Origin of the sequence: Hydrogenophaga sp. (assembly GCF_018780385.1) — a bacterium.
In the GTDB taxonomy this organism is placed as follows: Bacteria; Pseudomonadota; Gammaproteobacteria; order Burkholderiales; family Burkholderiaceae_C; genus Hydrogenophaga.
The window spans coordinates 104,716-127,784 of the sequence record NZ_JADMJO010000004.1; the positions used below are offsets into that span (position 1 = coordinate 104,716).

Here is a 23,069-nt window from a genome sequence, read left to right on the forward strand (position 1 = left end):
TCGATAATCCTGGGCTATGTCCGAACTTTCCCAACAGGTGCGTCGCCGCCGCACCTTCGCCATCATTTCCCACCCCGACGCCGGTAAGACCACCCTCACCGAGAAGCTGCTGCTGTTTTCCGGCGCGATCAACATTGCCGGCAGCGTGAAGGCGCGCAAGGCCGCGCGCCACGCCACCAGCGACTGGATGGAGATCGAAAAGCAGCGCGGCATTTCGGTCGCCTCCTCGGTGATGCAGATGGAATACCGCGACTGCGTGATCAACCTGCTGGACACCCCGGGCCACCAGGACTTCTCGGAAGACACCTACCGCGTGCTCACCGCCGTGGACGCCGCGCTGATGGTGATCGACGCCGGCAACGGCGTGGAGCCGCAGACGCGCCGCCTGCTGCAGGTCTGCCGCGCACGCAACACACCCATCCTGACCTTCGTGAACAAGATGGACCGCGAGGTGCAGGCGCCGCTGGACCTGATGGACGAGATCGAGCGCGAGCTGGGCATGACGGTGGTGCCCTTCACCTGGCCGGTTGGCATGGGCAAGACCTTCCGCGGCGTGTTCGACCGCCGCACCGACCAGATGCGTGTGTTCGCGGCCGGTGAAGACCGCCGCGGCGGCGACGAGGACGTGCTGGTCGGTCTGAACAACCCCGAGAGCGTGAAACGCTTCGGCTCGGAATTCGAGCAGGCGCGCGACGAGCTGGAACTGGTGGCCGGCGCTTCACCGGCCTTCGACGAAGCGCAATTCCTCGCCGGCAAACAAACGCCCATGCTGTTCGGCTCGGCGGTCAACAACTTCGGCGTGCGTGAGGTGCTCGATGCGCTGGTGGATCTGGCGCCGCCGCCCGGCGACCGCCCGGCGATCCAGCGCACGGTGCGCCCCGACGAGCCCAAGTTCAGCGGCGTGGTGTTCAAGATCCAGGCCAACATGGACCCGGCGCACCGCGACCGCATCGCCTTCGTGCGCGTGGCCAGTGGTCATTTCGAGCGCGGCATGAAGCTCAAGGTGGTGCGCTCGGGCAAGGACCTGCGACCCAACACGGTGGTGAGCTTCCTGTCGCAGCGGCGCGAACTGCTCGACGAGGCTTTTGCCGGCGACATCATCGGCATCCCGAACCACGGAGTGCTGCAACTGGGTGACACGCTCACCGAGGGCGAGAGCCTGCAGTTCACCGGCCTGCCCTTCTTCGCGCCGGAAATCATCCGCAGCGTGGAAGTGGCCGACCCGCTGCGCAGCAAGCAGCTGCGCTCGGGCCTGACGCAGCTCGGCGAAGAGGGCGCGATCCAGGTGTTCCGCCCGGTGGCCGGCTCGGTGCTGCTGCTCGGCGCCGTGGGTCAGCTGCAGTTCGAGGTGGTGGCGCACCGGCTGGAGCACGAGTACGGCGTGAAGGCCCGCATCATGAACAGCCCCTACCAGGTGGCACGCTGGGTGACCTGCGCGCCCGAGGACGGCGGCGAGAACGAACTCAAGCGATTCATCGACGCCAACAGCCACCGTGTTGCTCTGGATGCGGTGGACGCGCCCACGTTGCTGGTCGATCACTCGGCCACGTTGCGCGCGGTGGAGGCCAACTGGCCGAAGATCAAGTTCCATGCGATGCGGGAACACGCGGGACTTGTTTTCCAGAAATCCATGTGAACGCGCCCGTCCACCAGGTCGAGCTGTGGCTGGGGCCACTGGCAGGTGTTCATGCTGAAATCTTGAACAGTGACAGACCTTTCGGTAAACACTGGCACGACAGCTACGGCTTTGGTGTGATGGACGAGGGTGGACACCGGTCGGCGAGTGGACGCGGACCGGTAGAAGCGATGCCTGGCAACCTTGTCACATCCAACCCAGGCGAAGTGCACGACGGCACACCGCTGAATGGCGCGTCACGGCGCTGGCGCATGGTGCACATCGCGCCCGCTGCCATGGCGCGCCTGACCGAGCTTGATGAGCGGGAGTTCACCCGCCCGGTGCTGGAAGACCGTCGATTGGGGGCAGCCATCGACCGCGTCTTCGGCCGGTGGGAGGCGCTTCGAACCGTCGACGATTCGGCGAACGCCCGGGCTCTGTGGGAGGAGTCCCTCACCCAGGCCTGCGGTTTGCTCATGCAGCAGCACAGCAACCGCAAAGCGGACAGGGCGCCAAGGGCTTGCCTGGACCCGGTGCGGGACTGCCTGCTGGACCAGATGGATGCACCCCCGAGCCTGGATCAACTTGCCCGGCTGGTCGGACTTTCGCGCTACCAGCTGGTGCGACAGTTTTCCATCGACCATGGTCTGCCCCCATTTGCATGGCTGCAGCAGCAGCGCCTGCGCCAGGCCAGCGCCCTGATCGCGACCGGCACCTCACTGGCCGAAACCGCAACCGCCTGCGGGTTCGCCGACCAGAGCCACCTGCACCGCCATTTCACGCGGTGCTACGGCTTCACCCCGGGGCTGTGGCAACGCGCGCAGCTGAACAAGCCGCAATAACGTACAAGACACGGCGCTTCGGGAACTTCAGGATACGCACCAGGGCCCGCCATGCGCGGCATGTCCTGGACATACTGGAGTGCAAATTGGTCGATCCTGAATTTCTCCTCACATCGGCGGTGGTCGTTGTCACCCCGGGTGCAGGTGTTCTTTTCACCGTGTCCACCGGCTTGTCCCAAGGACGGCTGGCGAGCGCGTACGCAGCGCTCGGCTGCACCCTGGGCATCGTGCCGCACATGGCAGCCACCGCCCTGGGACTGGCGGCGGCGATGAACGCTGGCGCTCTGGTTTTTCAAGCACTGAAGGTGGCCGGGGTCATCTACCTCATGTACCTCGCGGTAGCCACATGGCGTGACCGCACCGGCTTCAACGTCGACCAGCCGCCGCAGCGTCTCGCACCGCTGCCCTTGATCGGCAAGGCGGTGCTGCTCAACTTGCTCAACCCCAAGCTGACGCTGTTTTTCCTGGCCTTCCTGCCCCAGTTCATCGACCCAGGGGATCACGCGCCCATGCTGCGCTTCGGTGTGCTCAGTCTGGTCTTCATGGCCATGACGCTGGGCGTGTTCGTGCTGTATGGCGCGTTGGCCCACGCGTTTCGGCAGAGGGTCATGGCGTCCGCGGCCATTCAGGACAACCTGCGCCGGGGTTTTGCAGCGGCCTTCGCCTTGATGGCCGCCAGATTGGCGCTGAGCGAGCACTGAGCAACCGGTCAGGTGCGGGCCAGCAACTTCTCGACAGCACGGGGGTACATGAGATGCTCCTGCGTCAGCACCCGCGCGGCCAGCACCTCGGCCGTATCGCCCGGCAGCACCGGCACCACGGCCTGGTCGAGGATCTCGCCGTGGTCCAGTTCAGCCGTGACCCGGTGCACCGTGGCCCCGGCAAAGCGGCAACCCATCTCGATCGCGCGCTGGTGTGTCTTCAGGCCGGTGAAGGCCGGTAGCAGGCTGGGGTGGATATTCACGAGGCGACCCTCGTAGTGCTGCACGAAACCCGGCGTGAGAATGCGCATGAAGCCCGCCAGCACCACCAGCGCAGGTTCAAAGCGGTCGATGTCGACCATCAGGGCACCGTCGAACGCCTCGCGGCTGCCGAAACGGCTATGGTCGAGAGCGACCACCTCGATGCCTTGTTCGCGCGCCCAAACCAGGCCCTGCGCACTGGCTTTATTGCTGATGACCGCCGCCACCCGGGCACCGAGGCGATCAGCCCAGCGCCGCTGGCGGGCTGCCGAGACGATGGCTGCCATGTTGGAGCCGCTCCCGGAGATCAGAATCACGATGTTTTTGTTCACGCCAGACATGGCCGAGAAGTGTAATGACCCAAGACCCCACCCCCATGGCTCCCAGCCGCCCGCGCGGCCACGATTTCACCCAGCGCCCGCTCTCCACGGCCGAATGCCGCGTGCTCGGCACGCTCATGGAGAAGGCGCGCACCGTGCCCGACAGCTATCCGCTCACGCTCAACACGCTGGTGTCGGGTTGCAACCAGAAGTCCAGCCGCGAGCCGGTGATGAACCTGACCGACGCCGCCGTGCTCGAAGCGCTGGACGCCTTGCGCGCCCTGCACCTGGTGCTGGAGAGCAGCGGCAGCCGCGTGACGCGCTACGAACACAACTTCATGCGCGCCGTGGCCGTGCCCGAGCAATCGGCCGTGCTGCTGGGGACGCTGGTGCTGCGCGGACCGCAAACCGCCGGTGAACTGCGCCTGAACACCGAGCGCTGGTACAAGTTTCTCGACATCGCCTCGGTCGACGCCTTCCTGGAAGAACTGCAGGACCGCAGCGACGAGAAAGGTGGCGCTCTGGTGGTCAAGCTGCCGCGGGCACCCGGTGCGCGCGAGCAGCGCTGGGCCCATCTGCTGTGTGGGCCGGTGGACGCCTCCCTGCTGGCTCAAAGCTCAAACACCAGCAACAGCGCGGCCACCGAAGACGAGTTGATCGCCCTCACCCGCCGACTGGCCACACTGGAAAACACCGTGGCAGCCCTGCAAGACCAACTCCAGAATCTGAACGAACAGCTCGGCTTGTCGCAGCCCGGACAGCCATAAAACGAACGGTCGTGCGAAACTGGCCGGCGTTGTTCAATTTGCCGGCACACACCCTGTGGCGGCCACCAGGAGACATCCCATGGATTTGGCATTCACGCCCGAAGAACAGGCGTTTCGCGAGGAGATCCGCGGCTGGGTCAAGACCAACCTGCCCGCCGAGATCGCCCACAAGGTTCACAACGCCCTGCGCCTGACGCGCGACGACATGCAGCGCTGGGCCAAGATCCTCGGCAAGAAGGGCTGGCTCGGCTGGGGCTGGCCCAAGGAGTTCGGTGGCCCGGGCTGGAACGCGGTGCAGAAACACCTGTTCGAAGAAGAATGCGCCCTGGCCGGCGCGCCGCGCGTGATCCCGTTCGGCCCGGTGATGGTGGCGCCTGTGATCATGACCTTTGGCAACAAGGCGCAGCAGGAGCGTTTTCTGCCCGGCATTGCCAGTGGCGAGGTGTGGTGGAGCCAGGGCTACAGCGAACCCGGCTCCGGATCGGACCTCGCCTCGGTGAAATGCCGCGCCGAGCGCCAAGGTGACAAGTACATCGTCAACGGCCAGAAGACCTGGACCACGCTGGGCCAGTACGGCGAATGGATCTTCTGCCTGGTGCGCACCAGCAACGAGGGCAAGCCGCAGACCGGCATCTCCTTCCTGCTGATCGACATGAAGTCGCCGGGCGTCTCGGTGCGCCCCATCAAGCTGCTCGATGGCGAGAGTGAGGTCAACGAAGTCTGGTTCGACAACGTGGAAGTGCCGGCGGAAAACCTGATTGGCGAAGAGAACAAGGGCTGGACCTACGCCAAGCACCTGCTCAGCCACGAGCGCACCAACATCGCCGACGTGAACCGCGCCAAGCGCGAGCTCGAGCGCCTGAAGCGCATCGCCAAGGCCGAAGGCGTGTGGGACGACACCCGCTTCCGCGACCAGATCGCGCTGCTCGAAGTCGACGTGGTGGCGCTGGAAATGCTGGTCCTGCGCGTGCTCTCGGCCGAGAAATCGGGCAAGAACTCGCTCGACATCGCCGGCCTGCTCAAGATCAAGGGCAGCGAGATCCAGCAGCGCTACAGCGAACTCATGATGCTCGCGGCCGGCCCCTACAGCCTGCCATTCATCGAAGAGGCCATGGAAGCCGGCTGGCAAGGCAACTTCCCCGGTGGCGTCAGCAACAACGCGCCGCTCGCATCGACCTACTTCAACCTGCGCAAGACCACCATCTACGGTGGCAGCAATGAAGTGCAACGCAACATCGTCGCGCAGACGGTTCTGGGCTGAGGAGAAAACAGATGGACTTCGATTTCAGTGACGACCAGGAACAACTGCGCGACGCGGTGCGCAAATGGGTCGACAAGGCTTACACCTTCGAGCGCCGCACCGGCATCGTGGCCGCGGGCGGCTTTGACCGTTCGGTCTATGGCGAACTCGCCGAGCTCGGGCTGGCCAGCCTCTACGTGAGCGAGGACGACGGCGGCATGGGCATGGGCCCCATCGAGGGCATGGTGGTGATGGAAGAGCTGGGCCGCGGCATCGTGCTCGAACCACTTGCCCAGACCCTGGTCACCTCAGGCGTGCTCGGCGGCTATGCCTCGACCGAACTGAAGGCCGCCTGGCTTCCACGCATGGCTTCGGGTGAAGCGCTGGTGGTGCTCGCGCACCAGGAGCGCAAGGCCCGCTACAAGCTCGACGTGTGCGCCACCACCGCCACCCAGGCCGGCAGCGGGTGGACGATCTCCGGCGCCAAGAACGTGGTGCCCGCCGCCGACCAGGCCGATGCCTTCGTCGTGCCCGCCATGGCCGCGGGCAAACTGGCGCTGTTCCTCGTGGAGCGCTCCGCCTCGGGCGTGAGCACCAGCGGCCACCACACGCAAGACGGCGGACGCGCCGGTGACGTGACGCTCAAGGACGCGCCGGCCCAGCTCATCACCTCCGATGGCCTGACCGCTCTGGAGCACGGCGTGGACATCGGCATCGCGGCCACCTGCGCCGAAGCCGTGGGCGTGATGGACAAGACCCTGGCCATCACGGTTGAGTACATGAACACGCGCAAGCAGTTCGGCGTGGCGATTGCCACCTTCCAGGCGCTGCGCCACCGCGTCGCCGACATGAAGATGCAGCTGGAACTCATGCGCTCCATGAGCTACTACGCCAGTCTCAAGCTCAACGCACCGGCAGCCGAGCGCCGCGCGGCCATGGCGCGCGCCAAGGTGCAACTCGGCACGTCCATGCGCTTCGTGGGCCAGCAGGCGGTGCAGCTGCATGGTGGCATCGGGGTGACCGACGAGTACATCGTGAGCCACTACTTCAAGAAGCTCACCCAGATGGAAATGACCTTCGGCGACACCTTGCACCACCTGGGCGAGGTGTCCAGCCGGATGCAGGACACGGCTGGCGTGTTCGCCTGATCATCCTCACCCCAACGGCCCGCTCCCTGCGGGCCGTTTTGTTTTCGCCATCCCAAGAACAATCAGGAGACACGCATGACCACCCGCCGCCACCTCTTTGCGCTGGCCGTCAGCAGCCTGCTGCTGGGCGCCTGCGCCACCGGGCCGCAAGGCGCCAGCCAGCCCCCCATCGTCTTCGTGCACGGCAATGGCGACTCCGCCTCCATCTGGCAGAGCACGGTGTGGCGCTTCGAGTCCAACGGCTGGCCGCGCGAGCGCCTGCACGCCATCGACCTGCCCTACCCGCTGGCGCGCGACGAGGACGGCAAAGCCCAGCCCGGACGCACCTCCACCGCCGAGCACATGGCCTACCTCAAGGCCGAGGTCGACAAGGTGCTGAAGGCCACCGGCGCGAAGCATGTGGTTCTGGTGGCCAACTCGCGCGGCGGCAATGCGGTGCGCAACTACATCCAGAACGGCGGCGGCGACAAGACCGTGAGCCACGCGGTGCTGGGTGGCACGCCCAACCACGGCGTGTGGGCCACCAAAGGCTTTCGTGAAGCCAACGAGTTCTCGGGCACCGGGCCTTTCCTCACAGGCCTGAATGCGCCCAAAAACGCTGCGGGCGACGAGGTGACCGGCCCGGTGAAGTGGATGACCATCCGATCGGACAACAACGACAAGTTCGCCCAACCCGACGGTCTGTGGATCGGTGCCAAGGGAACGCCGACCAACGTGACGTTCGACGGCCCGGCGCTCAAGGGTGCGACCAACGCCGTGCTGCCGCGCGTGGACCACCGCGAGACCTCGTTTTCGCCCGCCGCCTTCGACACCACCTACCGCTTCATCACCGGCCAGGGACCCAAGACCTTGAACGTGGTCATGCAAGCCCCGGTGGTGCTCAACGGCAAGGTCACCGGCCTCGGCCTGGCGCCCACCGACCCGGCCAGCGGCAGCTACGCGAACAACCTGCCCCTGCCGGGCGCGCAGCTCGCCGTGTACGCCACCGACCCCGCCACCGGCGAGCGCAAGGGCGCCGCCGTGCACGGCAAGACCGTGGGACCAGATGGTCTCTGGGGTCCGTTCACCGCACAGGTCGGCGTGCCCTACGAATTCGTGATCAGCGCGCCGGGCTACGCCACCACGCACATCTACCGCAGCCCCTTCCCGCGCTCCAGCGAGCTGATTCACCTGCGCGCCGAGCGGACCGTTGCCGCCGACAAGGACGCCAAGTCCACCGTCACCTTCACACGGCCGCGTGGCTACTTCGATGCGGAGCGCGACAAGATGGCTTTTGACGGCAAGGCGCTGCCCGGCGTGCCGCCCAACGGTGCCGGCGTGTCGAGCTCAAAGATCAAGCTGATGGAAGACGGTGTTCGCGCGATGTCGGCGGAGTTCAACGGCGAGAGGATCGTCGGACGCAGCTGGCCGGCGGCCGACAACCGCCTCGTCATCCTCGAATTGACAAACTGAAGCCGCCTCGGACTTCAGGCGTGCAGGCGCGAGCTCTTGGGCAGGTGCGACATCAGGAACTCCATCTGGTCCGCCAGAATGCGGCGGTTGCGCAGGATGAAGTCTTCCCACAGGCTGGGCACGTAGGGCGCGTAGAGCAGCCCCATGTGCGCCTGCTCGGGCGTGCGGTTGCCCTTGCGGTGGTTGCACGAGCGGCAGGCCGTCACCACGTTCATCCACAGGTCGCGCCCGTTCTGCCCCAGCGGCACAATGTGCTCGCGGGTCAATTCTTCCTCGACGAAATGTTCACCGCAGTAGGCACACACATTGCGGTCGCGCGCAAACAGCTTGCTGTTGGTCAGCGTGGGACGCAGGTCGAACGGGTTGATGCGCGGCACGCCCTGGGTGCCGATGATGGAGTTGACGTTGATGATGGACTGGCGTCCGGTGATCGCGTTGTGTCCACCATGAAACACCGCGATCTCGGCCCCCATCTCCCAGCGCACTTCGTCCGCAGCGTAGTGCAGCACGGCTTCTTCAAGGCTGATCCACGACTGTGGCAAGCCCTGGGCTGAGAGTTTCAAGACCTTCAAGACGGACTCCTTTGTGCATTGGCATCAACGGAAAACAGGCCTGGGGAGGCTCAACATCGCCCGCAGGTCTGACCTGCGAACGTGTATCGTCGTGTGTCAATATAGCGCGCTTTGATGACGCAGCCCGTCACGCAGCCACATTCCCCCCTGCAGCCAGGCTGACCGCGGCCCCACACCCCTCCGACCCGGCATGAAAATCTTTCGCGGCTTGCGCAGCCGCCGCTCCACCACAAACGATGCGGTTCCCAGCGACTGCGCACTCACCATCGGCAATTTCGACGGCGTGCACCGTGGCCACCAGGCCATGCTGGCGTTGCTCAACAACGAGGCAAAGCACCGAGGCGTGCCCAGCTGCGTGATGACCTTCGAGCCACATCCACGGGACTACTTCGCTGCCCTCCACCACCAACCCGAGCTCGCCCCCGCCCGCATCGCCACGCTGCGCGACAAGCTGCAGGAACTCGAACGCTGTGGTGTCGACCAGTGCGTGGTGCTGCCCTTCAATGCCAGACTCGCTACACAGACACCGCAGGCCTTCATTGACGACATCCTGGTCGGCTCGCTGGGCGTGAAGTACGTGCTGGTGGGCGACGACTTCCGCTTTGGCGCCAAACGCGTTGGCGACTACGCCATGCTGGATACCGCCGGCAACCGGCTGGGCTTTGATGTGGCGCGCATGCAAAGCTACGAGGTACACGGCCTGCGCGTGTCCAGCTCAGCTGTGCGCCAAGCCCTGGCAGATGGCCGCATGGACGACGTCGCAGCGCTGCTCGGCCGGCCCTACAGCGTCAGCGGCCACGTGGTGCACGGACGCAAGCTCGGCCGCCAGCTCGCCGAGAGCAGCCCCGGCCGGGGCGACGGATTTCGCACCCTCAACTTGCGGTTTTCCCACTGGAAACCCGCGGCCAGTGGCATCTTCGCGGTGCTGGTGCACGGTCTCGGCCCCCATGCCGATTCACCACCCCTGCCCGGCGTGGCCAACCTCGGCGTGCGTCCTTCGCTTGACCCCGATGACGTGAACGGCGGGCGGGTGCTGCTCGAAACCCATTGCCTCGACTGGCCCGGGGCTCTAGCCGCCAGCCTGCCCGACGGGGAGGCCTACGGTAAAATCGTCCGCGTGGAACTGCTGCACAAACTGCATGACGAGCTGAAATACGACAGTCTGGACGCCCTGACCCAGGGCATCGCACGCGACTGTGACGACGCACGTGCGTTCTTCGCCTCGTTGCACACCCAAACACACCGCCAGACCACGCGCGACCGAATTTAGACCTCGCGTCTATCCGGTCGCTGCCCTTCGACAGGCTCAGGGCGAACGGTGTCTCTTCCAGTCCCCTCTCATTCCCCCGTTCGGGCTGAGCTTGTCGAAGCCACCACGGAATCCTCGCCATGTCTGAATCCACCTCCGCTGCCACCGATTACCGCAGCACCCTGAACCTGCCTGACACGCCCTTCCCCATGCGCGGCGACCTGCCCAAGCGCGAGCCGGGCTGGGTCAAGGCCTGGAGCGAGGAAGGCCTGTACCAACGCCTGCGCGTGGCGCGCGCCGGCGCGCCGCTGTTCGTGCTGCACGATGGCCCACCTTACGCCAACGGCAAGCTGCACATCGGCCATGCGCTCAACAAGATCCTCAAGGACATGATCGTCAAGAGCCGCCAGCTGGCCGGGTTCGACGCGCAGTACATCCCGGGCTGGGACTGCCACGGTCTGCCGATCGAGAACGCGATCGAGAAGCTGCACGGCCGCAACCTCGGCCGTGACGAGATGCAGGCCAAGAGCCGCGCCTTCGCCACCGGGCAGATCGACCAGCAGCGCGAGGACTTCCGCCGCCTGGGCGTGCTGGGCGACTGGGAGCGCCCCTACCGCACCATGGACCCGGCCAACGAGGCCGGCGAGGTCCGCGCCTTCAAGCGCGTGATCGAACGCGGTTTCGTCTACCGCGGCTTGAAGCCGGTGTACTGGTGCTTCGACTGCGGCTCATCGCTGGCCGAGTTCGAGATCGAATACGCCGACAAGAAGAGCGAAACACTGGACGTGGCCTTCGAGACCGACGACGCCTCGAAGCTGGCCACCGCCTTCGGCCTGAGCGCGCTGCCTGCGGGCAAGACCGCGTTCGCCGTCATCTGGACCACCACCGCCTGGACCATCCCCGCCAACCAGGCGCTCAACGCCCACCCGGACTTCACCTACGCCCTGGTGGACACGCCGCTGGGCTGCCTGGTGCTGGCAGAGACCCTGGTCGACAAATGCCTGGAGCGTTTCGGCCTCACGGGCACGGTGCTGGCCACCGCTTCGGGCAAGGCGCTGGGCGGCCTGAACTTCCGCCACCCGCTGTTCGATGTGGACACCGGCTATCGCCGACTCTCACCGGTCTACTTGGCCGAGTACGTGAGTGACGCCGACGGCACCGGCCTCGTGCACTCCTCGCCCGCCTACGGCCTGGACGATTTCAACTCCTGCGCCGCCCACGGCCTGTCGGTGGACGACATCCTCAACCCCGTGCAGGGCAACGGTGCCTACGCGGCCGACTTCCCCCTGTTCGGCGGCCTGCACATCTGGAAGGCCGTGCCGGTCATCCTCGAGACGCTGAAGAGCGCCGGCCGCCTGCTGGCCACGCAAACCATCACCCACAGCTACCCCCACTGCTGGCGTCACAAGACGCCGGTGATCTACCGCGCCGCGGCGCAGTGGTTCGTGCGCATGGACGAGGGCGAGGGCGTGTTCACGAAAGACAAGGCGCCGCGCACGCTGCGCCAGACCGCGCTGGATGCCATCGAGCAGACGAAATTTTTCCCGTCCAACGGCAAGGCGCGCCTGCACGACATGATCGCCAACCGGCCCGACTGGTGCATCTCGCGCCAACGCAGCTGGGGCGTGCCCATCCCGTTCTTCCTGCACAAGGACAGTGGCGAGCTGCACCCGCGCACGATGGAAATCCTCGACCAGGCCGCGGACATCGTGGAAAAGGGTGGCATCGAGGCCTGGAGCCGCGTGACGGCCGAGGACATCCTGGGCGCCGCGGACGCACCGCACTACACCAAGAGCACCGACATCCTCGAGGTGTGGTTCGATTCGGGCTCGACCTTCCAGCACGTGCTGCGCGGCAGCCACGCCAAAGCCTACGACCGCTTGCCGTACCACGACAACGGCCCCGAGGCCGACCTGTACCTTGAGGGCCACGACCAGCACCGCGGCTGGTTCCACAGCTCGCTGCTGCTGGGCTGCGCGCTCTACGACCGCGCGCCCTACCGCGGCATCCTGACGCACGGCTTCAACGTCGACGGCCAGGGCCGCAAGATGAGCAAGTCCCTGGGCAACGTGATCGAGATCGAGACCTTTGCCAAGGAGCCGGGCGCTGAAATCGCGCGGCTCTGGGTCGCGTCCACCGACTACTCGGGCGACCCGCCGATGGACAAGAAGGTGATCGCGCGCGTGACCGACGCCTACCGCCGCATCCGCAACACCCTGCGCTTCCTGCTCGCCAACGTGAGCGACTTCGACCCCGCCACCGACGCCGTGCCCTTCGATCAGATGCTGGAGATCGACCGCTACGCCCTGGCGCGCGCCGCGCAGTTCCAGGCCGAGGTGCTGTCGCACTATGAGGTGTACGAGTTCCACCCGGTGGTGGCCAAGCTGCAGGTGTATTGCTCTGAAGACCTGGGCGCGTTCTACCTCGACGTGCTCAAGGACCGGCTCTACACCACCGCGCCGGGCAGCCCGGCACGGCGCAGCGCCCAGACCGCGCTGCACCAGATCACCCACGCCATGTTGCGCTGGATGGCGCCCTTCCTCAGCTTCACGGCCGAAGAAGCCTGGCCGGTGCTGGCCGGCGCGCAGAACCAAGGCTCGATCTTCTTCGAGACCTTTGCCAAGCTGCCCGCTGCCGATGAAACGCTGCTGGCGAAGTGGTCGCGCATCCGCGCGGTGCGCGAGACAGTGAACAAGGAGATCGAGACGGTGCGCACCGCCGGCGGCGTGGGTTCGTCCCTGCAAGCCACGGTCCAGCTCACCGTGCCGGCCGATGACCATGCCTTGCTGACCTCGCTCGGCGACGACCTCAAGTTCGTGCTGATCGTCTCGCAGGTCGAATTGCTGGAAGGCGACGCCCGGGTCGACGTGATTCCGGCCACCGCCGCCAAGTGCGAGCGCTGCTGGCACTACCGCGACGACGTGGGCGTGGACATGGCCCACGCCACGCTGTGCGGCCGCTGCGTCAGCAACCTGTTCGGCGCGGGCGAAGCGCGCTCGGTGGCCTGATGAGCAAGTTCAGTACGCAGGGCATCTGGCCCTGGCTGGGTCTGGCCGCCTTGCTCGTGGTGGCCGACCAGGTGACCAAGATGCTGATCCTGGCCAACTACCAGTTGGGCGAGAGCACCTACATCACCAGCTTCTTCAATGTCGTGCGCGTGCACAACACGGGTGCCGCTTTCTCGTTCCTGGCCGATGCGGGCGGATGGCAACGCTGGTTCTTCACCGCGGTGGGTGCGGCTGCGGCCGTGTTCATCGTGTGGATGCTGCGATCGCACCCGGGCCAGAAGCTGTTTGCGCTCGCACTGGCCTGCATTCTGGGCGGCGCCATCGGCAACGTGGTGGACCGCTTGCTGCACGGCTATGTGGTGGACTGGCTGGACTTCCACTGGGACTTGCTCAGTGGCCTGTTCCCGGGCGGCCACTTCCCGGCCTTCAACATCGCCGACATGGCCATCACGGTGGGCGCCATGGCGCTGATCCTCGACGAAATCCTTCGCGTGCGGCGCAACCGTTGAACCGGACGCTCACCCCGGGTAGCCGTGCCGCCCGAGAGCCGCGGCGCCCGGGCGTATAGTTTCCTCGTCAATGAAACATCTGTTGGATCTTCTGGCGGCCATCGCCCTTCTCGTCTGGGGCACGCACCTGGTGCGCAACGGCGTGCTGCGCGTCTTCGGCAGCAACCTGCGCCAGATCCTGGCCGCGAGCATGGGCAACCGCTTCACGGCAGCCCTCTCGGGTCTGGGCGTCACGGCCCTGGTGCAGTCCAGCACCGCCACCGCTCTCATCACCGCCTCCTTCGTTGGCCGCGGCCTGATCGCCCTGCCCGCCGCGCTGGCCGTGATGCTGGGCGCGGACATCGGCACCAGCCTGATGGCGGTGGTGTTCTCCTTTGACCTGTCGTGGTTGTCGCCACTGTTCATCTTCCTGGGTGTCACGCTGTTCATCTCGCGTCAAGGCACACCCACCGGAGATCTCGGACGCGTGCTCATCGGCCTGGGCCTGATGCTGCTGGCCCTGCGCCTGATCTCCGGCGCCACCAGCGTGCTCACGCAAAACCCCGCGGTGCAGTTGATGCTGGAGTCCCTCACCAGCGACCGCCTGCTCGAGATCCTGCTCGGTGCGGCACTCGCGGTGGTGGCCTATTCCAGCTTGGCCGTGGTGCTGCTGGCCTCCTCGCTCGCGTTGCAGGTGGTGGGGCTCGATGTGGCGCTGGGCATCGTGCTGGGCGCCAACCTGGGCAGCGGCATGCTCGCCGTGATCACCACCGCCAAGTCCGGTATCAGCACGCGCCAGGTGCCGCTGGGCAATCTGCTCTTCAAGGTGTTCGGCGTGGGCATCGCCATCTGGCTCATTCCCGCGTGGGTGCGTTTCATGCAGCCACTGGTGCAGGATCCGGCCACCCTCACCGTGCTGTTCCACCTGAGCTTCAACCTGATGGTGGGCGCGGTGTTCATCGGACTCACCCGGCCCGTGGCGAGGCTGGTGGAGCGCGTGCTGCCGCTGAAGGCGGACAAGAGCCCGCTGGACCGGCCCAACCACCTCGATCCCTCGGCCTTGGCCACACCCTCGCTGGCCATCTCCTGCGCCGCGCGCGAGGCCATGCACCAGGCCGACATCGTCGAGACCATGCTGCGGGGCGTGGTCACCGTGATCAAGACCAACGACGCCAAGCTCTCGCACGACTTGCGCAAGCTCGACGACTCGGTCGACAGCCTGTACTCGGCCATCAAGTACTACCTCACCAAGATCTCACGCCAGCAGCTCAGCGAGGCCGAAAGCCGGCGCTGGACCGACATCATCAGCTTCACCATCAACATGGAGCAGATCGGCGACACGGTCGAGCGCGTGCTGCTGGACATCGAGGACAAGAAGATCCGCAAGGGGCGCAACTTCTCCGAAGCCGGCATGGCCGAGATCACCGAACTGCACGCCCGCCTGCTGGACAACCTGCGCCTGGGCATGAGCGTGTTCCTCAACGGAAACGTGCGCGACGCACAGCGGTTGCTCGAAGAGAAGGTGCGCTTTCGCGACATGGAGCGCGAGTACGCCGCCACCCACCTCGACCGCCTCTCGGGCCTGAGCCAGCAGAGCATGGACACCAGTGCGCTGCACCTGGACCTGATCAGCGACTTGAAGCGCATCAACTCGCACATCTGCTCGATCGCCTACCCCATCCTCGACAGTGCGGGCGTGCTCGCTCCCAGCCGGCTTCGCGAGCCACCCTCGGCAGACGTCAGCCGCCTCTGACGGCGTCCGGGCCTTGGGCCGCGCGGCTGCGAAATCGCAGGTGCTGTGCTACGCTGACCCTCCGTTCCGCGACCCGCCCAGGAGACAACAACATGCCCGGACTGCTGCCCCACATCGACCCCGACGGCCTGCTCGAGTTTTCGGTGGTCTACACCGATCGTGCGCTCAACCACATGTCCAAACGCTTTCAGGGCGTGATGACCGACATCTCGGCCATGCTCAAGCGTGTGTACGGCGCGCACTCGGCGGTGCTGGTGCCCGGCAGCGGCACCTTCGGCATGGAGTCGGTGGCGCGGCAGTTTGCCCACGGCAAACAGGTGCTCGTCATCCGCAACGGCTGGTTCAGCTACCGCTGGACGCAGATCTTCGACATGGGAAGCATCCCCGCCAGCCACACGGTGATGAAGGCCCGGCGCGCCGGCGCGGGCGCGCAGGCTGCCTGGACTCCGGCACCGATTGAAGAGGTGGTGGCGACCATCGCGAGCGAGAAGCCTGCGCTGGTGTTCGCACCGCACGTGGAAACCGCCGCCGGCATGATCCTGCCCGACGACTACCTGAAGGCCGTGGCCGATGCGGTGCACGCGGTGGGTGGCCTGTTCGTGTTGGACTGCATTGCCTCCGGCGCCATGTGGGTCGACATGAAAACCACCGGCGTGGACATCCTGATCTCGGCGCCACAGAAAGGCTGGAGCAGCTCGCCCTGCTGCGCCATGGTGATGCTCAGCGAGCGCGCCCGCACCGCCATCGACGCCACGCAGAGCACCACCTTTGCCATGGATCTGAAGAAGTGGCTGCAGATCATGGAAACCTACGAAGGTGGCGGCCACGCGTACCACACCACCCTGCCCACCGACGCGCTGACGCGGTTGCGCGAGACGATGGTTGAGACCGAAGCCTATGGCTATGAACGTGTGCGCCAGGAGCAGATCGCCCTCGGTTCGCAGGTGCGCGCACTGCTGGAGCGCCATGGTTTCCCCAGCGTGGCGGTCAGCGGTTTTCAGGCGCCGGGCGTGGTGGTGAGCTACACCACGGATCCGGAGATCCAGTCGAGCAAGAAGTTTCTCGCTGCCGGCCTGCAGACGGCGTCGGGTGTGCCGTTGCAATGCGATGAAGGTCCGGAGTTCAAGACCTTTCGCATCGGCCTCTTCGGGCTGGACAAGTGGCACGATGTGCCGGCCACGCTGCAGCACCTGGAGCGGGCGTTGGCTGAGGTGGCGCCTCGGCAGGCGCAGCCTGCTTGATCGCGTGCATTGACCTCGCGGGATCGGGGCGTGACGGCGCTCTGCTCCGCGAATGTCCTCCGGCGGCCTGAGGCCGCCTCCTCCTTGATTTCGCTGCGCAGAACACCATCACGCCCCGATCAATGAGGTGTGGGCGTTTGAACTTAGGACTGCATTGGTGCTTGCGGCCTGGGACCACAGGGTGACCGACGCAGCGAAATCAAGGAGGAAGCGGCCAAAGGCCGCTGGGGGACATTCGCGGAGTCGATCGCCCTGTGGTCCCAGGCAACCAAACCCGTAGGCACAAAACTCAGGGCAACAAAATCGTGCAACCAGTAGTAGCACGCGCCTCAAGACTCTCATGCGCCTTGCGCACCTCGGTCAGCGGAAACCGCTGATCGATGCGGATCTTCACCTGGTTGCCTTCGACCACCGCGAACAAATCGTCGGCCATCGCTTGCGTGCGCTCGCGGCTGGTGATGTGCGTGAACAGGGTCTGGCGCGTCACGTACAGCGAACCCTTGGGGCCGAGGATGCCCGGCGAAAAAGGCGCCACCGGGCCGGAGGCATTGCCAAAGCTCGCCATCAGGCCGAAGGGCCGCAGGCAGTCGAGCGACTTGTCAAACGTGTCCTTGCCGACCGAGTCGTACACCACCTTCACGCCCTGGCCGTTGGTGATCTCCTTCACCCGTGCGGCAAAGTCCTCGGTGCGGTAGTTGATGGCGTGGCTCGCGCCGTGTTCCAGGGCCAGCTTGCATTTTTCGTCTGAACCCGCCGTGCCGATGAGTTGCAGGCCCAGCGCCTTGGCCCACTGGCAGGCGATCAGGCCCACGCCACCGGCTGCGGCGTGGAACAGCACGAAGTCGCCCGGCTCCAGCCCTTCGACCGGGCGGCAACGCTTGAGCAGGTACTGCGCGGTGAGGCCCTTGAGCATCATGGCAGCGCCGGTCTCGAAATCGATCGCCTCGGGCAACTGGCACACGTTCATGGCCGGCATCACGCGCACGTCGCAATAGCTGCCCGGCGGGTTGGCCGCGTAGGCCGCGCGGTCACCGGCCTTGAGGTGGGTCACGCCCTCGCCCACCGCTTCGATCACACCGGCGCCCTCCATGCCCAGCGACAGCGGCATGGGAAACGGATAGAGGCCGCTGCGCTGATAAACGTCGATGAAGTTCAGGCCGATGGCGTGGTGGCGGATGCGCACCTGACCCGGGCCAGGGTCGCCCACGCTCACGGTGTCGATGACGAGTTGCTCGGGGCCACCGGCGGCATGGATGCGGACAGCGCGGGATTCTTGTGTGCTCATGGAGGGTCTCCTCGTTGTTGAAACAGTGCCCTTGGATGCTGCCACGAATGCAACGGATCGCCGGAGCGACTGTCCATCGTCCCCATCAACCGACCGGACATGCACAGGTTGCTACAGTCCAGCCGATGTCAGTTGCACCCACCCAACGCCTCACACCCGCCACCATCGCCCTGCTGGTGATTCCACCACTCATGTGGGCGGGCAACGCCGTGGTGGGCCGGATGATGCAGGGCGTGGTGCCACCAGTCACCCTCAACTTCCTGCGCTGGGCGCTGGCACTGGTGATGCTGTTGCCGCTGGCGGGTTGGGTGCTGCGCCCGGGCAGCGGGCTGTGGCGGCACTGGCGACGCTTTGCCCTGCTGGGTCTGCTGGGCGTGGGCATGTACAACTCGTTGCAGTACATGGCGCTCAAGACCTCCACGCCGCTCAATGTGACGCTGGTGGCGTCGAGCATTCCGGTGTGGATGCTGATCATGGGGCGCGTGTTCTTCGGCGTGCCCATCTCCCGGCGCGCGGCCATGGGCGCCTTCATGTCGCTCTGCGGCGTGGCAGTTGTGATCGCACGCGGCGATCTGGGTGGTCTGCTGTCGGTGCAACTGGTGCCGGGTGATCTGCTGGTGCTGCTGGCTGCCCTGGCCTGGGCCTGGTACAGCTGGCTGCTGGCGCGCCCACCGGTCGACGAACCCTCGGCCATCAAAGCCGACTGGGCAGCCTTCCTGCTGGCTCAGGTGGTGTTCGGCCTGCTCTGGTCAGCGGCGTTCACCGCGGGTGAGTGGCTCACCCTGCCGCCCCTGCCGGAGGGCCGCGAAGCCATCCAGTGGGGTTGGCCGCTGGTGGCGGGGCTGGTGTACGTGGCGGTGGGGCCCTCGCTGCTGGCCTACCGCAGTTGGGGCGCGGCCGTGGCCCGCGTCGGTCCGGCCACCGCCGGCATCTTCTCCAACCTCACGCCGCTGTTCGCGGCGCTGCTCTCGGCCACGCTCCTGCGCGAGCCGCCGCAGCCCTACCATCTGGCCGGTTTCGTGCTGATCGTCGGCGGGATTCTCGTGGCCTCCAGAAACTGAGGCTGCTCGCGATCAGGCGAGCTTGAACGACGCCACCGCGTCCACCAGCTGCCCGGCCTGGGATTTCAGGCTCTGCGCCGCGGCGGCACTTTCTTCCACCAGCGCCGCGTTCTGCTGCGTGGCCTGGTCCATCTGCGTGACGGCGTCACCCACCTGGGACACGCCTTCGCTCTGCTCACGGCTGGCCGAGCTGATCTCGCCCACGATGTCGGTCACACGGCGGATCGAAGTCACCACCTCGCTCATCGTGTTGCCGGCGCGATCGACCAGCGCCGTGCCCTGCTCCACGCGGTCCACGCTCAAGTCGATGAGGCCCTTGATCTCCTTGGCGGCGGCGGCACTGCGCTGCGCGAGGCTGCGCACCTCGGCCGCCACCACCGCGAATCCACGGCCCTGCTCGCCGGCACGAGCGGCCTCCACGGCGGCGTTCAGCGCCAGGATGTTGGTCTGGAAAGCAATGCCGTCGATCACGCTGATGATGTCTGCGATCTTGCGGGAGCTCTCGTTGATGCCCTTCATCATGTCAACCACCTGGGTCACCACATCACCGCCCTGTGAGGCCACGGCAGAAGCGCTGATCGCCAGGCGATTGGCCTGCTGCGCGTTCTCGGCGTTGAGCTTGACGGTGGAACTGAGCTCCTCCATGGAGGCGGCCGTCTGTTCGAGAGCCGAGGCCTGCTGCTCGGTACGCGCCGACAGATCGTGGTTGCCCTGCGCAATCTGCGAGCTGGCAGCGGCCACGCCCTCTGCGTTGCTGCGCACGCTGCCCACCACCCGCGCAAGCGCGTTCTGCATCGTCGTCATGGCGTTGAGCAATTGCCCCATCTCGTCGCCACCGCCCTCGGGCACGGCCTGGCTCAGGTCCCCCGCGGCCACACGGGTCGCCACCGCCCAGGCCTGACCGGCCGGCTGTGTGATCGAACGGCCGATGACCACGGCGAACGCCACACCCGCCAGGATCAGCGCGGCGATGGCACCCATCACCAGCGCCAGCTCACTGCGCAGGCTGGCGTAACGTGCCTCGATCTCCGTGCCCAACGCCAGGTTGGCCTGGTCGCTCAGACCGTACATGCCGTCGATGGCTGTTGTCGTGGCCTTGAAGTAGTCGCCCGACGGGTACTGCAGCAGCTGCGCGTCGGCAATCTGCTCACGCGCCAGCTTGAGCGCGCCTTCAAACTCGCTGCGTGCCTGTTCGAGTGTCGGGCCCAGGCGCGTCTTGAGGGTTGCATCGTGCTCGAACGCCTTGTCCAGACTGATGTTCAACTCGCGCAGCCCGATGCGGGCGCGTTCGACCAGGCTGGCGATCTGCGCCTGCTCCGCGGCCGTGGCCGCCTGTCTCACCAGCAGCACCGAACCGCGTGCGCGCGCCTGGCCCAGCATCTCGGTGAGGCGAGGCATCTGCTGCAGCGTGCCGATGATCAGGAAGTAGGTGGCTTTGTCCGGATCGGACGTGAGCCCGAAGTGGTCGGACACGCGGTCATTGAGTTCGATCAGGCCACCGATCAGCGCCGTGTGGCGCGCGAAGCTCTCGGGGCCGGTGAGCCCGCGCGATGCCACGGTGCTGGCCAATGATTGCCACTGTTCCTCGAGCCGCTGCCAGTCGCTGCGGATGCGCGCGTCGGGCATGTCGCTGGCCACCATCGCGTCGAAGCGCGTGATCGCCTGCTGCACTTCATCGGACTTGGCCTTTCGCTGGGGCTCCACCTCGCTCTTGCCGCCGAGCACGGTCGCCGTCATGCCGCGGTGAGTCTGCGCGAGTCGCACCACCTCCAGCAGCGCGCGCGACGGCTCCAGTCCCTGTCGCTCGGCCTCGATGGCACCCAGCCCGCCGAAGGCATCTCGCACATAAACGACCAGGGGCACCGACACCAGCAGGGCGGCAATCACGCCGAGCAACGCGAGCTTGTGAACGAGACGGAGATTTCGAATGAATGAGGACATGCAGGGATGAAGGGCGCGTGCGTTGAAAACATCGTCGACGCTGCACGGTGTTTTCAGACACCGTGCCCACGCCGACACTGCTCCAACTATCGACGCGCACAGACACAAATTGAGCTGTCCTGCCCTCTGTTCGGGTGCTCTTTCAAGACGATTTCATCGCCGCGCGGGAAACGCTTGCATGTGGTGCAAAAGATGTCCGGACATGGTGCATTTCCAGGACCATGCAGGGGCGCCGCACAAGCCTGGTGCGCAAGGCTTGCGGCCTCCCGTTGTCAGAACGTGCCCGGGTACGCACCACCATCGGCCAGCACGTTCTGGCCCGTCATGTAGCCGGCGTGCACGCTGCACAGAAAGGCACAGATGGCGCCGAACTCCTGTGGGTTGCCAAAGCGCTTCGCGGGTATGGCGCTGCGCCGGGCATCCATCACCTCATCGACCGGCTTGCCTGCCTTGCTGGCGAGACCTGCCATGGTGGTCTTGAGACGGTCGGTTTCGAAAGCGCCCGGCAGCAGGTTGTTGATGGTCACGCCCTGCGCGGCCAGCTCGCTGCGCGCGGCGCCGGCCACGAAACCGGTGAGGCCGCTGCGCGCTCCATTGGACAGGCCGAGCACGCCAATGGGCGCCTTCACCGCGCCCGAGGTGATGTTGACGATGCGACCGAAGCCGCGCTGCGCCATGCCGTCCACTGTGGCCTTGATGAGCTCGATGGGCGTGAGCATGTTGGCGTCAAGCGCCTTGATCCATACCTCGCGGTCCCACGCGCGGAAATCACCGGGCGGCGGACCACCCGCGTTGTTGACCACGATGTCGAAGGCCGCGCCGGGTCCTCCCGCCACCGACAGGGCCGCCGCGCGCCCTTCAAAGGTGGTGATGTCGGCCGCCACCGCCAGCACCGTCACGTCGGGCGCATCGGCCTGCAGCGCCTGCGCGGCAGCTTCCAGATCTCGCGCGCCGCGTGCCACCAGCACCACGTTCACACCTTCGGCGGCCAACGCCTGCGCGCAGCCCAGCCCCAATCCCTTGCTCGCACCGCACACCAGCGCCCATTTGCCCTTGATACCCAGATCCATGAAAAATCTCCTGAAAAAAACGATCAGCTGGCACGGCCGAAGCGCGTCACCAGAAACACACCGGAGAGCACGAGCACCGTGCCCACCACGATCCAGCCGTTGAACGGCTCACCGAGAATCACCACCCCCATGACGATGGTCGACATCGGGCCGACCATGCCGGTCTGCGCCGCCAGGCTCGATCCGATGCGCTCGATCGCCATCATCACCATGAGCACGGGCGCAAAGGTGCACAGCGTGGCGTTGAGCACCGAGAGCCAGATCACCTCGGGCGCCACCAGCGCCGCGCTCATCGGACGCAACAACACGAACTGTGCGAGGCACAACACACAGGCCACGCTGGTGGCCAGCCCCACCAGCCGCATGGAACCCAGGCGCTGCACCAGCTCGCCGCTGTACACCAGGTAGATCGCGTAGCTCACTGCGCTGCCGAACACCAGCAGAGCACCCAGCAGCGCGTTGGGCCCCTGCAGACCGGCCTCGTGGCCAAACACCAGCAGCACGCCGCCATAGCTCACGGCCATGGCGAGTGCCTGCAGTCGCGTGATGCGACGCTTGTAGAGCACCCAGCCCAGCACCAGAACCAACGTCGGGTTGAGGTACAGGATGAGCCGCTCCAGGCTGGCGGTGATGTACTGCAAGCCCCAGAAATCCAGGAAGCTGGCGAGGTAGTAACCGGTGAAGCCCAGGCCCAGGATGCCCATCCAGTCCTGGCGGGTGAGCGGCGCCTTGGCACCGCCCCCTTGCCGGTAGGTGGCCCACCATGCCAGCGCCAGAAACAGCGGCAACGCAAACAGCATGCGGTACATGATCAGCGTGACCGCGTCCACGCCATGGCGGTAGGCCAGTTTCACGATGATGGCCTTGCCGCTGAAGGCAATGGAGCCTGTGACCGCGAGCAGCAATCCGGTGGCGAGGTGAGGTGTGGGAGCGGCGCGCATCGACCGATTATCGGCAACGCACGATAACGGACGCCAAGGCGGGGTATGCATCATGCCGATCACCCAGGCGTTCCTGTCGCACGCATGACTTCACGCTGATGAAGCCCTGCCCAC

19 protein-coding genes are annotated in these 23,069 nt (G+C 66.1%); 13 read left to right on the plus strand and 6 right to left on the minus strand.

Annotation, left to right across the window (positions count from 1 at the left end; genetic code table 11):
* The first annotated feature begins 16 nt into the window (after window positions 1–16).
* The 3 genes from IV113_RS04785 to IV113_RS04795 all read left to right on the plus strand — a co-directional run bounded on the left by IV113_RS04785 (window position 17) and on the right by IV113_RS04795 (window position 3,158).
* Window positions 17–1,636, plus strand: a complete 1,620-nt coding sequence (locus tag IV113_RS04785; RefSeq protein WP_291081392.1) for a peptide chain release factor 3 — start codon at window positions 17–19, stop codon at window positions 1,634–1,636.
* The gene (locus tag IV113_RS04790; RefSeq protein ID WP_291081394.1) at window positions 1,633–2,457 is read left to right on the plus strand and encodes an AraC family transcriptional regulator; all 825 of its coding nucleotides are present in this window, start codon (window positions 1,633–1,635) and stop codon (window positions 2,455–2,457) included. The genes IV113_RS04785 and IV113_RS04790 overlap by 4 nt, the downstream gene beginning before the upstream one ends.
* 86 nt (window positions 2,458–2,543) lie before the next feature.
* Complete coding sequence (locus IV113_RS04795) at window positions 2,544–3,158, plus strand: LysE family translocator (RefSeq protein WP_291081396.1); 615 nt, start codon at window positions 2,544–2,546, stop codon at window positions 3,156–3,158.
* Window positions 3,159–3,166: 8 nt separating this feature from the next.
* Here IV113_RS04795 and purN read toward each other — a convergent pair whose 3' ends face one another.
* Window positions 3,167–3,760, minus strand: a complete 594-nt coding sequence (purN, locus tag IV113_RS04800; RefSeq protein ID WP_291081398.1) for a phosphoribosylglycinamide formyltransferase — start codon at window positions 3,758–3,760, stop codon at window positions 3,167–3,169.
* Between the two features lie 35 nt (window positions 3,761–3,795).
* Here purN and IV113_RS04805 point away from each other — a divergent pair, with 35 nt between their 5' ends.
* The 4 genes from IV113_RS04805 to IV113_RS04820 all read left to right on the plus strand — a co-directional run bounded on the left by IV113_RS04805 (window position 3,796) and on the right by IV113_RS04820 (window position 8,346).
* Window positions 3,796–4,506, plus strand: a complete 711-nt coding sequence (locus IV113_RS04805; protein WP_291081400.1) for a YceH family protein — start codon at window positions 3,796–3,798, stop codon at window positions 4,504–4,506.
* 79 nt (window positions 4,507–4,585) lie between these two features.
* Entirely contained in the window at window positions 4,586–5,767 is a 1,182-nt protein-coding gene (locus IV113_RS04810; protein ID WP_291081403.1) for an acyl-CoA dehydrogenase family protein, read from the plus strand.
* 11 nt (window positions 5,768–5,778) lie between these two features.
* On the plus strand, window positions 5,779–6,894 hold the full coding sequence (locus IV113_RS04815; protein WP_291081405.1) for an acyl-CoA dehydrogenase family protein: 1,116 nt from the start codon (window positions 5,779–5,781) through the stop codon (window positions 6,892–6,894).
* 75 nt (window positions 6,895–6,969) lie between these two features.
* Window positions 6,970–8,346 (plus strand): alpha/beta fold hydrolase, encoded by a 1,377-nt coding sequence (locus IV113_RS04820; protein WP_291081407.1) that lies wholly within the window; start codon window positions 6,970–6,972, stop codon window positions 8,344–8,346.
* A 14-nt stretch (window positions 8,347–8,360) separates the two neighbouring features.
* On the opposite strand, the gene IV113_RS04825 is transcribed toward IV113_RS04820, so the two are convergent.
* A complete protein-coding gene (locus IV113_RS04825) occupies window positions 8,361–8,918 on the minus strand; it encodes an HNH endonuclease (protein WP_291081409.1) in 558 nt (185 codons plus the stop codon).
* A gap of 190 nt (window positions 8,919–9,108) precedes the next feature.
* Here IV113_RS04825 and IV113_RS04830 point away from each other — a divergent pair, with 190 nt between their 5' ends.
* The 5 genes from IV113_RS04830 to IV113_RS04850 all read left to right on the plus strand — a co-directional run bounded on the left by IV113_RS04830 (window position 9,109) and on the right by IV113_RS04850 (window position 16,657).
* The gene (locus IV113_RS04830) at window positions 9,109–10,188 is read left to right on the plus strand and encodes a bifunctional riboflavin kinase/FAD synthetase (RefSeq protein WP_291081411.1); all 1,080 of its coding nucleotides are present in this window, start codon (window positions 9,109–9,111) and stop codon (window positions 10,186–10,188) included.
* A gap of 119 nt (window positions 10,189–10,307) precedes the next feature.
* The gene (gene ileS, locus IV113_RS04835) at window positions 10,308–13,175 is read left to right on the plus strand and encodes an isoleucine--tRNA ligase (protein WP_291081413.1); all 2,868 of its coding nucleotides are present in this window, start codon (window positions 10,308–10,310) and stop codon (window positions 13,173–13,175) included.
* Window positions 13,175–13,684: a signal peptidase II gene (gene lspA / locus IV113_RS04840; protein ID WP_291081415.1), complete on the plus strand. Its 510-nt coding sequence runs from the start codon at window positions 13,175–13,177 to the stop codon at window positions 13,682–13,684. Before ileS ends, lspA begins: the two co-directional genes overlap by 1 nt.
* Window positions 13,685–13,754: 70 nt before the next feature.
* Window positions 13,755–15,416, plus strand: coding sequence for a Na/Pi cotransporter family protein (locus IV113_RS04845; RefSeq protein WP_291081417.1), 1,662 nt, complete (start codon window positions 13,755–13,757; stop codon window positions 15,414–15,416).
* Window positions 15,417–15,508: 92 nt separating this feature from the next.
* The gene (locus IV113_RS04850; RefSeq protein WP_291081419.1) at window positions 15,509–16,657 is read left to right on the plus strand and encodes an aminotransferase class V-fold PLP-dependent enzyme; all 1,149 of its coding nucleotides are present in this window, start codon (window positions 15,509–15,511) and stop codon (window positions 16,655–16,657) included.
* 289 nt (window positions 16,658–16,946) lie between these two features.
* On the opposite strand, the gene IV113_RS04855 is transcribed toward IV113_RS04850, so the two are convergent.
* Complete coding sequence (locus IV113_RS04855; RefSeq protein ID WP_291081421.1) at window positions 16,947–17,942, minus strand: quinone oxidoreductase; 996 nt, start codon at window positions 17,940–17,942, stop codon at window positions 16,947–16,949.
* Between the two features lie 125 nt (window positions 17,943–18,067).
* On the opposite strand from IV113_RS04855, the gene IV113_RS04860 reads away from it, so the two are divergent.
* Window positions 18,068–19,003: a DMT family transporter gene (locus IV113_RS04860; RefSeq protein ID WP_291081423.1), complete on the plus strand. Its 936-nt coding sequence runs from the start codon at window positions 18,068–18,070 to the stop codon at window positions 19,001–19,003.
* 12 nt (window positions 19,004–19,015) lie between these two features.
* Here IV113_RS04860 and IV113_RS04865 read toward each other — a convergent pair whose 3' ends face one another.
* From IV113_RS04865 to IV113_RS04875, 3 genes are all read right to left on the minus strand, one after another.
* Window positions 19,016–20,944 carry a methyl-accepting chemotaxis protein gene (locus tag IV113_RS04865; RefSeq protein WP_291081424.1) on the minus strand — a complete coding sequence of 643 codons (1,929 nt, stop codon included), beginning with the start codon at window positions 20,942–20,944 and terminating at the stop codon, window positions 19,016–19,018.
* Between the two features lie 272 nt (window positions 20,945–21,216).
* Window positions 21,217–22,014 (minus strand): SDR family oxidoreductase, encoded by a 798-nt coding sequence (locus IV113_RS04870; RefSeq protein WP_291081426.1) that lies wholly within the window; start codon window positions 22,012–22,014, stop codon window positions 21,217–21,219.
* 23 nt (window positions 22,015–22,037) lie between these two features.
* The gene (locus tag IV113_RS04875) at window positions 22,038–22,955 is read right to left on the minus strand and encodes a DMT family transporter (protein WP_291081428.1); all 918 of its coding nucleotides are present in this window, start codon (window positions 22,953–22,955) and stop codon (window positions 22,038–22,040) included.
* Window positions 22,956–23,069: the final 114 nt, after the last annotated feature.